The sequence below is a fragment of the Raineyella sp. LH-20 genome (assembly GCF_033110965.1).
In the GTDB taxonomy this organism is placed as follows: domain Bacteria; phylum Actinomycetota; class Actinomycetes; order Propionibacteriales; family Propionibacteriaceae; genus Raineyella.
Genome location: NZ_CP137003.1, coordinates 3,548,927 through 3,563,478, shown reverse-complemented (window position 1 = coordinate 3,563,478; position 14,552 = coordinate 3,548,927). Strand labels below are relative to the sequence as shown.

12 protein-coding genes are annotated in these 14,552 nt (G+C 72.9%); 6 read left to right on the top strand and 6 right to left on the bottom strand.

Annotation, left to right across the window (positions count from 1 at the left end; translation table 11 throughout):
- Positions 1–104 precede the first annotated feature (104 nt).
- A complete protein-coding gene (locus R0146_RS15815; protein ID WP_317690757.1) occupies positions 105–1,490 on the top strand; it encodes a S49 family peptidase in 1,386 nt (461 codons plus the stop codon).
- 45 nt (positions 1,491–1,535) lie between these two features.
- On the opposite strand, the gene R0146_RS15810 is transcribed toward R0146_RS15815, so the two are convergent.
- Positions 1,536–4,349, bottom strand: coding sequence for a multicopper oxidase domain-containing protein (locus R0146_RS15810; RefSeq protein WP_317690756.1), 2,814 nt, complete (start codon positions 4,347–4,349; stop codon positions 1,536–1,538).
- A gap of 1 nt (position 4,350) precedes the next feature.
- Entirely contained in the window at positions 4,351–5,727 is a 1,377-nt protein-coding gene (locus R0146_RS15805; protein WP_317690755.1) for a DUF8744 domain-containing protein, read from the bottom strand.
- 69 nt (positions 5,728–5,796) lie between these two features.
- Here R0146_RS15805 and R0146_RS15800 point away from each other — a divergent pair, with 69 nt between their 5' ends.
- The gene (locus R0146_RS15800) at positions 5,797–6,381 is read left to right on the top strand and encodes a Crp/Fnr family transcriptional regulator (RefSeq protein ID WP_317690754.1); all 585 of its coding nucleotides are present in this window, start codon (positions 5,797–5,799) and stop codon (positions 6,379–6,381) included.
- Positions 6,382–6,408: 27 nt separating this feature from the next.
- Here the strand turns inward: R0146_RS15800 and R0146_RS15795 are convergent, their stop codons facing one another.
- From R0146_RS15795 to R0146_RS15785, 3 genes are all read right to left on the bottom strand, one after another.
- Positions 6,409–6,939 (bottom strand): FMN-binding protein, encoded by a 531-nt coding sequence (locus R0146_RS15795; RefSeq protein ID WP_317690752.1) that lies wholly within the window; start codon positions 6,937–6,939, stop codon positions 6,409–6,411.
- A 132-nt stretch (positions 6,940–7,071) separates the two neighbouring features.
- Positions 7,072–7,902, bottom strand: coding sequence for an IclR family transcriptional regulator (locus R0146_RS15790; protein WP_317690751.1), 831 nt, complete (start codon positions 7,900–7,902; stop codon positions 7,072–7,074).
- A complete protein-coding gene (locus tag R0146_RS15785) occupies positions 7,899–9,335 on the bottom strand; it encodes an MFS transporter (protein WP_317690750.1) in 1,437 nt (478 codons plus the stop codon). Before R0146_RS15785 ends, R0146_RS15790 begins: the two co-directional genes overlap by 4 nt.
- A 193-nt stretch (positions 9,336–9,528) precedes the next feature.
- Between R0146_RS15785 and R0146_RS15780 the strand changes: the two genes are divergently transcribed.
- Positions 9,529–9,981: a hotdog fold thioesterase gene (locus tag R0146_RS15780; RefSeq protein ID WP_317690749.1), complete on the top strand. Its 453-nt coding sequence runs from the start codon at positions 9,529–9,531 to the stop codon at positions 9,979–9,981.
- A gap of 163 nt (positions 9,982–10,144) precedes the next feature.
- On the opposite strand, the gene R0146_RS15775 is transcribed toward R0146_RS15780, so the two are convergent.
- Complete coding sequence (locus R0146_RS15775; RefSeq protein WP_317690748.1) at positions 10,145–10,963, bottom strand: putative ABC transporter permease; 819 nt, start codon at positions 10,961–10,963, stop codon at positions 10,145–10,147.
- A 295-nt stretch (positions 10,964–11,258) separates the two neighbouring features.
- Between R0146_RS15775 and R0146_RS15770 the strand changes: the two genes are divergently transcribed.
- From R0146_RS15770 to R0146_RS15760, 3 genes are all read left to right on the top strand, one after another.
- On the top strand, positions 11,259–11,615 hold the full coding sequence (locus tag R0146_RS15770; RefSeq protein ID WP_317690747.1) for a non-heme iron oxygenase ferredoxin subunit: 357 nt from the start codon (positions 11,259–11,261) through the stop codon (positions 11,613–11,615).
- Positions 11,616–11,844: 229 nt separating this feature from the next.
- Entirely contained in the window at positions 11,845–13,755 is a 1,911-nt protein-coding gene (locus R0146_RS15765) for a DUF294 nucleotidyltransferase-like domain-containing protein (protein ID WP_317690746.1), read from the top strand.
- The gene (locus R0146_RS15760; protein WP_317690745.1) at positions 13,752–14,519 is read left to right on the top strand and encodes an exonuclease domain-containing protein; all 768 of its coding nucleotides are present in this window, start codon (positions 13,752–13,754) and stop codon (positions 14,517–14,519) included. The genes R0146_RS15765 and R0146_RS15760 overlap by 4 nt, the downstream gene beginning before the upstream one ends.
- Positions 14,520–14,552: the final 33 nt, after the last annotated feature.

The window sequence follows — 14,552 nt, the reverse complement described above, 5'->3', positions numbered from 1 at the left end:
CCTGATCTTGGCCCGACGACTGTTCACGGGCGTTGCCCTGCGACCCCGGATGGCCGTCGGGCTGGATACGCTGGCTGTGCCCGTCACCGTCGAAAGGTCTCCCGATGTCCGATCCGCAGGCCGAGCAGCCCTCCCCGTCCGAGGAACCGGGCGACGCCCGCCCGGTGGACTCCGCGGAGGCGGTGGGGACCGAGCCGGCGGCGACGCCCGAGCCGCCGACAGGCCCGGAGAAGACCGTGCAACCAGGGACGGCGGGGACGCAGCCCGCGAACGTGGCGAGCTGGCCGCCGCCCCAGCCGTCCGCGGTGCACGGGGCGTCCGGGGTGCCCACCGGCCCGGTCCCGGCCATGGCGCCGCCCGCCCCGATGCCGGGCGGACCGGTGGTCGCGCCGCCGCGCCCGGCCGGACCGTTTCGACACGGCTTCGGCCTGGGTGCCGGTGCCGGTCTCGGCCTGGCCGTCGCCGTGCTGGCCATCGGCATCGTCGGCGCCCTGCTGTCGGCCCTCACCCTGGTCATCGTGCCGTTGCGCACCGGGGCCGCCACGACGTCGCTGCAGACGATCTGGGGATCGCCGACCGCGAAGTACACGCTGCGCGCCTTCCCGATCACCGGCACGATCCTGGCCGACACCTCCGACGGTGCGGGCCTGACCGTCGGCACGTACGGCTACGAGGTGGCCCGGACGATCGACGACCTCACCGCCGACGACGCCGACGGGATCGTGCTGCTGATGAACACCCCGGGTGGCTCGATCACCGGATCCCGGGCGATCGCCGACGCCGTGGACCGTTACCGGGCCCGTACCGGCAAGAAGGTGTTCGCCCACGTCGAGGGGATGTCGGCGTCGGGTGGGATGTACACGATGGCGAACGCCGATCGGATCGTTGCCGACCACGGCTCGCTGGTCGGCAGCATCGGTGTGATCTCGGGTCCCTTCGCCCGCTACAAGGACGTCACCGGCACCACCGGCACGCTGCTCGAGTCAGGCGTCACCACCACCGGCGGCGTGACGTACGAATATCTCTCGATGGGCCGCGACAAGGACTTCGGCAGCCCGTACCGGGACATGACGCCCGAGGAGCGCCAGGTCTGGATGACCGGGCTCGCCGTCGAATACGACGCGTTCGTCAGCTGGGTCTCCCAGCACCGCGACATCCCGGCCGACACCATCAAGAACTCGTACGGCGCCCACATGTTCGACAGTCAGACCGCGGTCACCACCAAGTACGTCGACGCGGTCGGTGGCCGGGACGAGGCGTTCCGGGAGTTCGCCGGGCTGGCCGGGATCGATCCGGCCGACACCCGGGTCGAGCAGCAGGCGACGCCCGGGCTGCTCGCCACCCTGCTCGGCGTCGAGGCCCGGGTCCCCGGCGTCGCGCCCGCGGTGACGGCCGAGGGTGGTCAGGCGGCCCGCGTCAGCGCCCGGATGTGCTCCGGCGCCCCGCAGGTGCTCGCCTATCAGGGCGACGTCGGCGGCTTCTGCGGTTGACGGGCGGTCAGTCGGTTGACGAGCGGTCAGTCGGTTGACGGGCGGTCAGTCGGTGACCGCCAGCGTCCCGTGCGCACCGCGCTCGGCCAGCGTCATCTGGTGGTTGACCACGCTGTAGTGACCGGCCTCCGGCAGGGAGAGCTCGACGAAGCCTCCCTGACTCGCCAGCAGATCCAGGGTCTGGCTGCCGCCGCTGCCCGATCCGGTGTCGCTGCCCGATCCCGTGTCGCTGCCCGGCGTGCTGGGGGCGCGGCCGTTGCGCAACAGCCAGCTGCCCTCCTTCCACACCGAGTCGAACTGTCCGCCGACCACGTGGAAGGCCAGCGACTCGTTCGGTCCGGCGTCGAGCACCCAGAGCCGGATCCGCTCACCGATCCGGGCGGTCAGCGGTGCCCGGTCGTACTGGTTCGGATAACCGTTGAAGACCACCGCATCGGGCGTACGGGCGGCGATCTTGTCAGCGTCCGCGACACCGCCCTGCGGGCCGTAGTACTGCTCGCCCTGGATCAGCAGATACTCCCGGTCGACCCGAGGCAGGTCGGGCGGGTCGATCACCACCGCGCCGTACATGCCGTTGGCGATGTGCAGTGACATCGGCATGGTCGAACAGTGATACATCCACACCCCGGCCCGGGTCGCCGTGAACCGGTAGGTCAGGCGCTCCCCGGGCTGGATCGTCCGCATCGGCCGGTCCGGCGCCAGGGACCCGGCGTGGAAGTCGATGCCGTGGCCCATCGAGCCGTCGTTGACCAGGGTGATCTCGAAGGTGTCGCCGACCCGGCCGTGCAGGGTGGTGCCGGGCACTGTCCCGTTGAATGTCCAGGCGTCCTGGGTGACCCCGGGAGCCACCTCGCGGACGCCCTCCCGGACGGTGAAGGTGAACTGGTGGACGGTCCCCTCGCCGACCGGCGGCAGCGTCGGATCGTACGCCGTCCACCCCGCCGCGGGGGAGGCGTTGCGATCCCACACCGCATCCGCGCCGGCTGCCCGCTCGGCCCCCGCCCGTGAGCCCGTCGAGCCCATCGCTCCCATCGAGTCCATCGTCCCCATGGCGCCGGTCGAGCCGGGCGAGGCTGTCGCGTCGCCGGCGCCGGTCGCGGTGATCGCCAGCGTCATGCCCATCTGCTTGTGCCCGGCCACCGAGCACCAGCCCTGGAGGGAGGCGCCGATGACGCCGGCGTCGACGGTGGCGGTCTGCCCCGGGGCGAGTCGTCCGCTGGTGGCCCCGTTCGCCAGGGTCAGGTCGTGGCTCTGGCCCTTCGGATCGGCGTTGGTGACCTCGAGGACGAGTCGGTCGCCGCGCGGCACCTCGATCGTCGCGGGGGTGAACCTCATGTCGGCCGCGGTGACCGCGACCGTCGTGGTGTGACCGGTCGGTGTCACCCCGGCCGGCGCGCCGGCGTCGGCCGCGGCCCGGGTGGCGGGAGAGGTGGGGGAGCGTACGACGGCCACCGGGTCGACCACCCCGGCCGCCACCACCAGCAGGGCGAGCACGCCGACCGCTGCCGCGAGCTGGCCCTGACCGCGCCGACGCCGGATGAGCGGGTCCTCCTCGCGTGGCGGTTCCGGCGGGGTGGCGGCACGCCGGCGGAGGCTGCGCAGTCCGGTGACGACCGTGGCGATCAGCACGCCGATCGTCCAGGCCATCACCACGTACACGGTCAGCGAGGTGGTGACCCTGACCAGGCTGGGGACCGGGAGCAGGAACGCCAGCCCGGCCGTGTTCGCCAGCACCACCCGGGCCACCGCGGCCTGGTCGACGACGGCGGTGGTGCGCCGGACGATCGACGGCCCGCCCCCGACCACGACCGGCAGCAGGTAGCTGAGGGCACCGAAGAGCACCTGTGCGACGAAACCCGCCGCGAACGGACCGGTGAGCGCGTGCAGTCCCTCGACGGCCGTCGTCAGGTCCTTGGCGGTCGTCAGGCCCACGGCCAGCGCCACCAGGCAGCCGGCCCACCACAGCAGTCCGGCGAGCATCGACCAGGTGCCGAAATCGTACGGTCGCTTCGCGAGGGTCTCCCGGGCCAACGGTGCGGCGATCACCGCCAGCCCGGACAGGTAGCCGAGCGCGGCCAGCACAGCCACCCAGCGCAGATCGGCGAGTGACGCCGCGGCCAGCAGCACCGTCGAGGGGACGAGCAGCCACCACGCGCGACGGCCGACCGCGACGGTGGCCTCGTCGGCGCGGGTGCGCAGCATGGTCGGCCACAGGGTGATCACCGTGCCGGCGACGGTGAGCCCGACCCAGCCGAGCAGGTTGAGCGCCAGGTGCGCCAGCAGGTAACGCGCGTGGACCGGGTCCGCGTCGGGCAGCGCGGCGAGCCGGGTGCCGAGCCAGGCGCCGACCGGCAGCATCAGGCCGGCGGCCAGGTAGTAGCGCACCGTGATGGTGAACCGAGCGGGCAAGGAGGTGCGCACCCGGACGGCCAGACCGACGGCATGGAGCACCGCCGCGAGACCGACCAGGGTGGCCCCCGTCCACAGCGCCGGCCGGTGGTCGGCCACCAGGCCGACGACCACGCCGACCGCGCCGAGATTGAGCAGCCCGAGGACCGCCGCGTCCTGTCGGCCGTGCTCACCGGAGCCCCGCAGGATCGCGTCGGTGACGTAGCCCGACCACACCACGATCGCGTTCGACACCGCGCCGAGCAACAGCAGGTGGACCATCAGCCAGCGCGGTTCCGGCACGAACCGGTGCGCCATCACCATCACGACCTCGGCCAGCAGCCAGCCGAACATCGGCGTCGAGCGCCGCAGCATCCGTCGGCGCCGGCCGGTGGGGCGACGATCGGTGGGGCGACGATCGGTGGCGTTGCCGGCTCCGGCGGTCCCGGCGGCGGAGTGGGAGAGCTGCACGTCAGGCCTCCTGCCTGTCGGCTCGGGGGGAGCGGGTGGAGGTTGCGCCGGCACTGCTCGCCACCGCGGTGGCGACGAGGGCGAGCAGCGCCAGCACGTTCAGGGTGCCGGCGACCGCACGCACCGGCTCGCTGCCCGCCAGGTCGGCGATCACCCGCACCAGCAGGGAACCGTGCAGCAGCGCGGCGACGACCCAGAAGGCCGGGGTGTACGGCAGCGGGCGGCGCAGCACGGCCGGCAGGATCACCGGAGCGTGCGCCAGGATCATCGACATCACGGAACCGAGGAAGGTCGCGTGCAGCACCGCGTCGTAGCGCAGCCCGGACAGCGTCGGGCGCAGCCACAGCAGGCCGGCGACGACCAGCCAGCCGTACCCCGCGAGCAGGCACGCGGCGCTGAAACGGGGCAGTCCGGTGGAGCGTACGGTGCGCAGCGCGATGTCCCGGCTGCCGTAGACGATCGCCAGCAGGACCAGCACGACGCCGAACGTGGGCAGTCCGACGTCGGGCCACAGGGCCGCGACGGCGACCACCAGCACGACCAGCAGGGCGAGGGCCAGCGCCTGTCCGTCGTGCCGCTCGCGCCGGGAGGTGTCGAGGGCGAGCCGGCCGAGACGGGCGAGTTCGACCCGCTCGCCGGCGATGGTCAGCAGCAGGAAGCCGGTCAACCACGGCACCAGCCGAGGGATGTCGACCCCACCCAGCCACAGCCCGGTCGCGCCGACCGCGAGGAAGGCCCCGGAGAACTGGATCGCCACCGCCGGATCGTACGATCGGCGCCACAGCGGCAGATAGACCAGCAGCAGCGCGCCGGAGCCGAGCAGCATCAGCGACTGGCCGACCCACAGCGGTGCCGGACCGAGAGCGGCCAGCGCGCCCAGTGACATGCCGAGCGGGGCGACGTACGCCCAACGGCCGCCGGCGGCGACGGCCCGCTCCAGCGCGATCAGGGCGCCGACGAAGCCGATCGTCATCACCATCCCGTGGACGGCCGGCAGCCGGGTGGTGGTCAGCGGGGCGGGGACGCCGAGCAGCAGCAGGCCGGCGTCCAGACCGAGCAGCAGGGCGATCCCGCTGGGCACCAGCAGCGCGATCCGGACCCGCCGCAGGGTCGTCTGGCGGGCATTGCGCGCGGACCCACTCCTTTTAATCACGGAAGGAGTGTATAAATAAAGGCGATGGCTCACCACTCGACGATCGGAGGCCGGGACATGACGACGGCGGACCGCCTTCCTGCTGAGCGCGTCAGATCCTGCGTCGGCGATGTCGGCGATGTCGGCGATGTCGGCGATGTCGGCGATGTCGGCGATGTCGGCGATGTCGGCGATGTCGGTCCTGCGGCCGATGCGGCCGATGCGGCGGGCGGCTGTGTCGGGCACGTCCCGATCTTCCGCGGGCTGACCGGCGAGGACCGGGCCGCGGTCGCCCGGAAAGCGACGGCGACCTCGGTGCGGAAGAGTGACGTCCTCTACCGTGCGGGTGAGCCGGTGGCCCAGCTGCTGGTCGTGCACCGCGGCCGGATCCGGATCGTACGGATGACCCCGGGCGGCCATGAGCGGCTGGTGCGGGTGCTCGGGCCGGGGGACTTCATCGGCGAGGGAGCATTCCTGACCGGCGAACGACCGGACCACTGGGCGACGGCGCTGTCCGACGCCCAGCTGTGCGTGTTCCGTCACGAGGATCTCGCCGGCCTGGTGGCCGAGCACCCGAGCATCGGCCTGGGCATGCTGAGCGCACTGAGTCGTCGGCTGTCGGAGACCGAGCGCCGATGGGCTGCGGGCAGCTCGGCCGAGGTTGACGTACGACTCGCGGACTACCTGCTGGACCTGCCTGCCCGGCGGACCGGTGGTGTGGCGCAGCTCAGCCTGCCGATGGCGAAGAAGGACATCGCGTCACTGCTGGGAACGACCCCCGAGACGCTCAGCCGGGCCCTGGCCAGGATGGCCCGGGACGGTCTGGTCACGCTGCGCGGGGCCCGCGGGATCGAGCTGTCCGATCCGGATCGGCTGCTCGACCTCGCCTCCGGGCGGTGACACCGACGCGGGAGGCCCGGCCGCGCGTCAGCCCTTGAAGCCCGCCTTGGTCAGTGCCGACTGCAACGACTGCTGGAAGGCGCCCGAGGTGTAGGTCGCCCCGGAGACGCCGTCGACCTGGGCGGACTGCGCCTGCAGGGCCTGCTGGACCAGGGCCGGTGCGGCGTAACTGTTGATCCGCTGGGAATGGCCGTCGCCCGGCAGCTGGACCCATTGGATGGCGGTGATCGTGCCGTTGCTGACGGTCGCCTTGACCTGCATGCTGCCGTACGGCGTGGACACGGCAGAGCCGGTGGCGGTGGTGCCGGACCCGGCGGACGGCGAGGCGGAGCTCGACGACCTCGAGGTGGATCGGGAGGACGACGACGCCGACGGGGAGCTGGAGGTCGAGGCGCTCGAACCGCCCGTGCCGGAGGCGGTCGTCGGGGAGGACTCCCCGGCGGAGTCGGCGGGCCCCGCCTGGGCGGTCAGCGAGTGGGAGGTGGGGTTGAGCGCCAGGACACCCGCGACGGCGGCGGCGGTGGCTCCGGCGATGGCAGCGGGCTTGACGATCTTCATGGTGGATCCTTCCGGGTGGCGGCACCGTCAAGACAACGGCGGGACCCTTTGCCCGGTCTGTGAATCCTGTGGGGTGGGATTGGGAAGTCGGGCCGTCTTCATCGGCCTCTCAGGTTCCGGCGGCCGGACCGGTCAGGGTCGTACGTCCTCGACCGGGTGCCAGCCCGCCTCGCCGGCGTCGATGCGCTCCTGGAGTCGGGCACTGAGGGCGGACGCCGTCTGGCGGAGGGCGGCGGTGAGGTCGTCGGTCAGTCCGTCCGCCGTCGGCGCGGACACGGCGATCGCCGCGACCTGCCGCCGATGCACCACCAGCGGACTGGCGGCGGTGAAGACGCCGGGATCCCATTCGGCCAGGTCGTGGGCGAGGCCGTTGTGCCGGATCGCGTGCAGTTGCCGTTCCAGCACCGTACGGTCCGTGACCGTCGTCGGTGTGAAGCGGGGCAGCGGATCAGGGAGGATGCCGTCGCGTTCCTCGACGGTCAGCCAGGCGAGCAACGCCTTGCCTACGGCGGTGGCGTGGGCCGGGAGGATCTCGCCGGGCCGCGGAGTCGGCAGGTCGTCGTCCGGTGCGGCCAGCCGTTCCAGGAAGGCGACCCGTACGCCTCGCAGCACCGCCAGGTGGACCGGGCGGCGCGACCAGGTGTGCAGCCGGGCCAGGAAGGGCAGGCAGAGGTCGCGCAGGTGGGAGGCGGGCATCGAGGTGGTGATGGCGAACAGGCGCATCCCGATCCGGTAGGCCTTGTCGTGCTCCTCGATGATCCCCAGCGACATCAACCGGGCGAGGACGCGGTGCACGGTGGACTTCGGCAGGCCGCTGCGCTCCACCAGGTCGGTGAAGGTGAGCACCCGCTCCTCGGCCGAGAAGCACTCCAGCAGCAGGAATGCCTTGGACAGGATCGACGGGGCCGAGCCGGCACGACCGGGCTCGGGTGGCACCGCGGTGGCCGGGACGGGGACGGTCATCGCGCCTCGGCGGCCAGCACGTCCGCAGGGTGGATGTCGGCCGTGTCGGCGGTGACGGTGGTGACGGTCGGGGTCGAGGCGGGAGTAGCCCGGTCGGTGGTGTCGGCGTGGTCGATCCGGTCGGTGCCCTGGTCGGGGCGGTGCGGGTGCAGGCTCCGTCCGGCCAGGTGGGACAGCACGGTCAGCGGGACGGTGACGGCGGCCACAGCGTGGAGCAGGGTCGGATAGCCGGTGTGGGTGCTGGCCCAGGCCAGCAGGACGGGCAGCCCGAAGCCGGTGTACGCGAAGGCGTAGAGCAGGGCGGACAGTGTCGCCTCGGCGTGGGCGGGCGCGACCAGTTGGATGCGGACCAGCGACCCGCTGATCACCAGGCCGTACGCCACGCCGAGCACACCGGACATGGCCCAGACCGTCCACGGGTCGAGGTGCGGCAGCCGCCAGGCCGCGAGGAGGACGACGGCCAGGAAGAGCGCCATGCCGATCGTCGGCGCCGGAGTGCGCAGCGGTGACCGGACCCGGCGGATCGCCTGCTGGACGCCGAACCCCGCGGTGAGCGCGGTGGCGCACAGCAGCGTCAGGTAGAGCACCGACACCGGGCCGCGGACCGCTGCCAGGCGCTGCGGCAGGATCGCGTACGCCAGACCGAGGGAACCGAAGATCCACGGCGCGACCGGCAGGACGGCCAGCAGCAGGCGGCCGGTACCGGTCCGTGCGGAGTCGCCGAGCGGCCGGGCTGTCGTCGCCGCAGCCCCCGTGGCCTCGCTGGCCGCCGTCCCCGGGTCGTCGTCGCGGGCCAGACCGATCACCAGCAGCGAGCAGCCGGAGAGCAGCAGGTGCGGGACGTACGCGCTGACCAGGGGAGCCGGAGCGGCGAAGGCGAGCAGGCCGGCGGCGGTAGCTCCCAGCCCGAAGCCGGTGGTCAGGCTGAGCGCCGACACCCGGGCGGCCGCGGCGAGCAGCCGAGAACTGAGTGGCGCGCCGGCGAGGGTGAGCCGGCGGATCCAGGCGCCGCCGTTGACCATCGCCATCCCGAGCGCGAGGCCGCTCAGCACCCGGCCGATCACCAGCAGGGTGACCCGGTCCCCGGCCGCGGCCAGCAGGATGCTGCCGGTCAGGCTGAGCAGCACCGCGACGGCGACCAGGGTCCGCAGCCGCACCGCCCGTTGCAGCCGGGCCGCCAGGAACAACGCCGGGACGATCCCGCAGACGTAGGCGCCCAGCAGCATGTTGACCGTCAGCTGGTCGAAGTCCCGCAGGGTTTCGTACGGGCCGAGCAGCGGGGTGAACTGGTTGCCGCCCCAGGCGGCCGTGGTGGTGGCCAGCGCCGCCGGCAGCCACGGGGCGCGGCCCGGCCGTGGCCGTCCCGACGGGGCGGGCACGGCTGCGGTGGAGTCGGCGTCGTTCGGGACGGTGGCGGGACGAGGGACGGTCACTCTGCGACGGTAGACAACGTGGTGCATGTCACGGCGACCAAGTTCCGTTCACCGGAACTCGGCGCCTCGGTGGTCGTGCGGCCGGGGATGGCGGTCCGGCGACCTGCTCGCGTCGATCGCCCGGCAGTCCGGACCGTCCCGACCACAGCCGGGCACGTCGCGGACTGCTGCCTCGTGCTGGCAGGCTGTGGCCATGACGATCTGGTACGACGATGCGATCGATGTCGACGTGATCAACGAGCGCAGTCGCGGCTCCGCGGTCGAGCACCTCGGCATCGTGATCACCGCCGCCACCGACGACTCGCTGCAGGGCACGATGAGGGTCGACGAACGTACGGTGCAGCCCGCCGGCGTCCTGCACGGCGGGGCGAGCGTCCTGTTCGCCGAGACCCTGGCCAGCTGGGCGGCGATGTACACCCTGGACCAGTCGAAGCAGTACGCGGTCGGGATGGAGATCAACGCCAACCACGTCCGCCCCGGCCTGCCGGGACTGCTCCGCGGGGAGGCGACGCCGGTGAACCTGGGGCGGACGACGCAGATCTGGGACATCCGGATCACCAATGAGGCCGGCAAACTCGTCTGCGTGAGCCGGTGCACGATGGCGGTGCTCGACCTCCCGGCCGGCGCTCGGGGCTTCGTGTCCTGACGCCGCGGCCACGTCCGCGGGACTCGCGTCGGCGACCGGAACAGCCCCGGTCGGCGCGACCCGGACCCGCCCGGACCGGACCGGACCGGCGTAGTCCCGGTGGCCGACCCGACCCGGACCGGCCCGACCCGGACAGGCGTAGCTCTGACCGGCGTCGCCCCGGTCAGGCCATTCGTTCGGTGGGGAGCGCGGGCAGCGAACTCGACGGCCGCGGTCCGCGCCACTCGGCGGCCCGGGCCCGCGCCGTGGAGGTGAGGGCGATCCGGTACTCCCGGCAGCCGGTGAGTGCGCAATAGTCGATCACTCGATCCAGGTGCGGATAGGTGTAGACCAGCGTCCGTTCGGTCACCAGTGCGTCGACCAGTCGCCACCCGGGCAGCCCCAGGTCGTACGGCAGCGCGCCGCCGTCGCGTTCGGCCTGCAGGTTGGCCACCCGTCGGTCGAGACGGATCAGGGCCGGCACGGTGAGCACTGCACAGACGAGGTAGCCGACCGTCAGGACGGCGAGGAACGGGTCGGCCACGCCGGCCGGCACGGTCGCGTCGAGCCACCCGAGGGCGTCCTGCATCGTCAGGACGAGCAGCACGCCGAGGCCGCCCCACGCGACGGCGTACCGCGGGCAGATCAGGCCCTGCAGATTGAACGGTTCGTCGGAGTAGTCCCAGAACCGCAGGTCCAGGCGCTGGAGCACCAGGCCCGCCACGTACTCGACGGCGGTGCCGACCACGATGGCGACCGGGAACGCCACCAGCAGGTGACCGATCAGCGGGGTCAGCACCAGCGTCATCGCGGTGCCGGCCAGACCGTAGATCGGGCCGAACGGCATGTGCACCACACCGTTGCGGCACTCCATCACGCCCCACTTGACCGCGCAGTACACCATCTCGACGACGGTGCCGAGCAGGCCCGACAGGTAGAACACCGACAGCACCGCCCGGAGGGACCAGCCGAGCAGGGTCAGCTCGAGGAGTCCGTGCGTCATCCTCGCCCCCTTCTCCCTGGCCGTACGCCCGGCGGCAGGGCCACCGGCGTGGTGCCGTGCATCACAGCTGATCGATTCCACGGTAGCGAGCGTCGGAGCGGGCGTCCCGCGGATGCGCCGGGTGGTCCAGCGTGGCGGGGATGACCGGCGTCGTTGCGGGCGGCGCGTACGATCCGCGCAGGAGACCACGCGGCGGGACGCGCGCCACCGAACAGGCATGGCGCGGTGAGGCGGCCGCCGTCCGAGGGGACCGGCGGCGCGGACCGCAGGTCGCGCAGACCGGACAGGAGAAGGCATGGACGAGGGCATCGTCGTCGCGGACCAGGACCAGATCGCCGAGGGGGGAGTGCTCGTCGTTCCCCAGGCCACCACCGGCACCGACGAGGACATCGCGGTCTTCCGCAGCGGCGACGCCTACTATGCCCTCGACGACATGTGTACCCACCAGGAGGCCTTGTTGTCGCGCGGTTGGGTGGAGGAGGGCGAGGTCGTCTGCCCACTGCACCTGGCCCGCTTCCGGCTGGCCGACGGGATGCCGACCTGCTTCCCCGCGACCTGGCCCACACCGACCCACCGGGTCGAGGTCCGTGACGGCCGGATCGTCGTCTTCCCCGGCGTGCCCGCCGACGGAGCGCCCGCCCTGGAGCACTGACCGGCCCGCTGCGTCTGCCGGGCAACGCGGCGGATGGTCGAGCGGGGACGCTTGCGATCCGGAGGAGGCGCCGGTGCGGAGAAGGCGCCTGTGATGCGGAGAACGCGCGTACGATCCCCGATCGGCCGAACCGGTGGCAGCCGGCCGCCGGGCATGCCATCCTGACCAGGACGCGGACGTGGGGCCCGCGCCGGGTCCCCGTCGCGAAGGCATCGGCGACGGGAGGACGATGAACGTCGAGCTCACCGGCATCCGGGATTTCCTGGCCGCCCATCACCCTTTCGATCTGCTGCCGTCGGCGGTGCTCGACGCACTGCCGGGGCGGCTGACCAGCCGCTACTTCCGGCGGGGCACCGTCATCCTGTCGGCCGGACGGCCCACCGAGGCGGTGTACATCCTGCGCAGCGGTGCGGTCGACATCACCGACGCCAACGGGGTGCTGGCCGATCGCTGCGGCGAGGGCGGCGCGTTCGGGATCTCGTCGGCCCGCGACGACGGGCCGTCCCGGTTCACCATGACCGCGCTCGAGGACAGTCTGGCGTTGCTGATGACCCCCGAGGACTTCCGTGGTCTGCTGAGTGCCCATCCGACCTTCGCCCGGTTCTTCGACGAGCAGTCCGCCGAGCGGCTCCGGGCCGCCGTCGAGGCGCTGCGGGTGCCGGGCACCGGCCATGAGGTGCTGCGGACGCCGTTGCGGGGGATCGTCACCCGGGCACCGGTCAGCGTCGACGAGGACACCGCGATCCGCACCGCGGCGCGGCTGATGACCGAACGGCGGGTCTCCGCGCTGCTGGTCACCCAGCCCGGCGGTGACGCTCGGGCGGCCGAGGAGACCTCCGGTGTGTTGTCCGGCATCGTCACCGACCGCGACATGCGCCGACTGGTTGTCGGCGAGGGGATGCCCGTCGAGAGCCCGGTGTCCTCGATCATGACGCCGCACCCGATCACCATCGACCCGGACGCCCCCGCGGTCGAGGCGATGCTGACGATGATGCAGCGCGGCTTCCACCACCTGCCCGTCGTCGAGCACGGCCGGCCGATCGGGATGGTCACCAGCGGCGACATCATGCGCCTGCAACAGGCCAATCCGGTGGCGATCGTCGGTGCCATCGTCGCCTGCCAGGACCTCGACGGCCTGATCGCCGCCCGCAGCCGACTGCCCGGGGTGGTGCGCGAACTCGTCCGCCAGGACGCCACCGCCGCCGAGATCGGCCGGATCGTCACCGCGGTCGGCGACGCCGTCACCCGTACGTTGCTGCGGCTGGCGGAGGCCGAGCTGGGGCCGGCGCCGGTGCCGTACGCCTGGGTGGCGCTCGGTTCGCAGGGCCGACTCGAACTGGGCCTGTCGTCCGACCAGGACAATGCGCTCGTCCTCGCCGACGGTCCCGACCCCGAGGCCGGGCTCGATCCGGCGGCCGATGCCTGGTTCGCCGAGCTGGCCGACCGGGTGACCGCCGGGCTGGCCGCCTGCGGCCATCCGCTGTGCCCGGGCGACATGATGGCGTCCAACCCGGCCTGGCGTCTCACCCGGTCGCAGTGGCGCCAGGTGTTCGCCCGGTGGATCGACGAACCGGACTCCGCGGCGGTCCTGCATGCCGACACCTTCTTCGACATGCGGGCGATCACCGGCGGCGACCTGGTCGACCCGATGCTCGCCGCGGTGCACCGGGCCACCGCCGGCAACCAGCTGTTCCTCGCCCGGCTGGCCCGGGAGGCCGTCTCCTGGGTGCCGCCGATCGGCTTCTTCCGTGGCTTCGTCCTCGACCGGGCCGGCCAGGGCTCGCGGGGGCTCGACCTGAAGGCCGGCGGGATCGCGCCCATCGTCCAGATCGCCCGGGTGCACGCGCTGGCGGCCGGCCTGCCGGAGGTCAACACCGCCGCGCGGCTGTCCGCCGCGGCAGCGACCGGCACCATCTCCCGGCGCCGGGCCGACGACCTGCGGGGGGCGTACGAACTGATCGGCCACCTGCGTCACCGCCACCACAGCGAGCAGACCGAGCGTGGCGAGGCGGCCGACAACGTGATCGACCCGGCGACGCTGGCGACGATCGACCAGCACAGCCTGCGCGACGCGTTCCGGATCATCAAGGAGGCCGAGCAGGAGCTGGCCTTCACCTACCGCCTGCACGCGGTGTCATGATGGCCCGACCGTTCGGCGACCCGGGCCGCGGCCGGGACAAGGCCCGCGACCGCGGCCGGGACAGGGGCAGGAGTAGCGGCCGGGCTCGGGGCGGCGGTCGGGGGCGACGGTCCGCGGGGACACTGCCCGCGGGGCCGCTGCAGACCTACGTCCTTGCCCCGCAGCCCGCTTCGCGCACTCCGCTGGCCGCGCTGCCGCTGCTGGCCGTCGACCTGGAGACCACCGGCCTGGATCCACGGCGGGATCGAATCATCAGCATCGGCTGGGTCCCGGTCGACGGCACGGTCATCCGACTCGGCGGCGCCGGGCAGGCCGTCGTCTCCGGTGAGGACCTGGGCGAGGGCGGGGTCGGCCAGAGCGCCACCGTGCACGGACTCACCGACGACCGGCTCCGCGACGGCGTGTCGCTGGAGACCGCGGTCGGCATGCTGCTCGAGGCGCTCGCCGGGCGGGTGGTGCTGGCCCACCACGCCGCCATCGAGGCCGGCTTCCTGCAGGCCGCCTGCCGGCGGCTGTGGGACGTACGCCTCGACCTCACCGTCGTCGACACCATGCGACTGCACCGGCGGGTGGTCGCCCCTGGGTTCGACGACGAACCGCGCGGTGAGGACCTGCGGCTGTGGAACGCCCGGGCCCGGTTCGGTCTGCCGGTGCTCCGCGCCCACGATGCGCTGCACGACGCGCTGGCCGCCGCCGAGCTCTACCTCGCCCAGATCGCCGAACTGGGGCTGGAACGCGCCGACCTGCGCTCCGTACGTTCCTGAGCCTCCTCGCCGGCCGTTCGGCGAGGATCACGG

Excerpts from the sequence above, each read along its gene's own strand:
- R0146_RS15795 (WP_317690752.1), bottom strand. The coding sequence starts at position 6,939 with ATGAAGATCGTCAAGCCCGCTGCCATCGCCGGAGCCACCGCCGCCGCC.
- R0146_RS15775 (WP_317690748.1), bottom strand. The coding sequence starts at position 10,963 with ATGACGCACGGACTCCTCGAGCTGACCCTGCTCGGCTGGTCCCTCCGG.
- R0146_RS15765 (WP_317690746.1), top strand. The coding sequence starts at position 11,845 with ATGAACGTCGAGCTCACCGGCATCCGGGATTTCCTGGCCGCCCATCAC.
- R0146_RS15760 (WP_317690745.1), top strand. The coding sequence starts at position 13,752 with ATGATGGCCCGACCGTTCGGCGACCCGGGCCGCGGCCGGGACAAGGCC.
- R0146_RS15790 (WP_317690751.1), bottom strand. The coding sequence starts at position 7,902 with ATGACCGTCCCCGTCCCGGCCACCGCGGTGCCACCCGAGCCCGGTCGT.
- R0146_RS15770 (WP_317690747.1), top strand. The coding sequence starts at position 11,259 with ATGGACGAGGGCATCGTCGTCGCGGACCAGGACCAGATCGCCGAGGGG.
- R0146_RS15815 (WP_317690757.1), top strand. The coding sequence starts at position 105 with ATGTCCGATCCGCAGGCCGAGCAGCCCTCCCCGTCCGAGGAACCGGGC.
- R0146_RS15780 (WP_317690749.1), top strand. The coding sequence starts at position 9,529 with ATGACGATCTGGTACGACGATGCGATCGATGTCGACGTGATCAACGAG.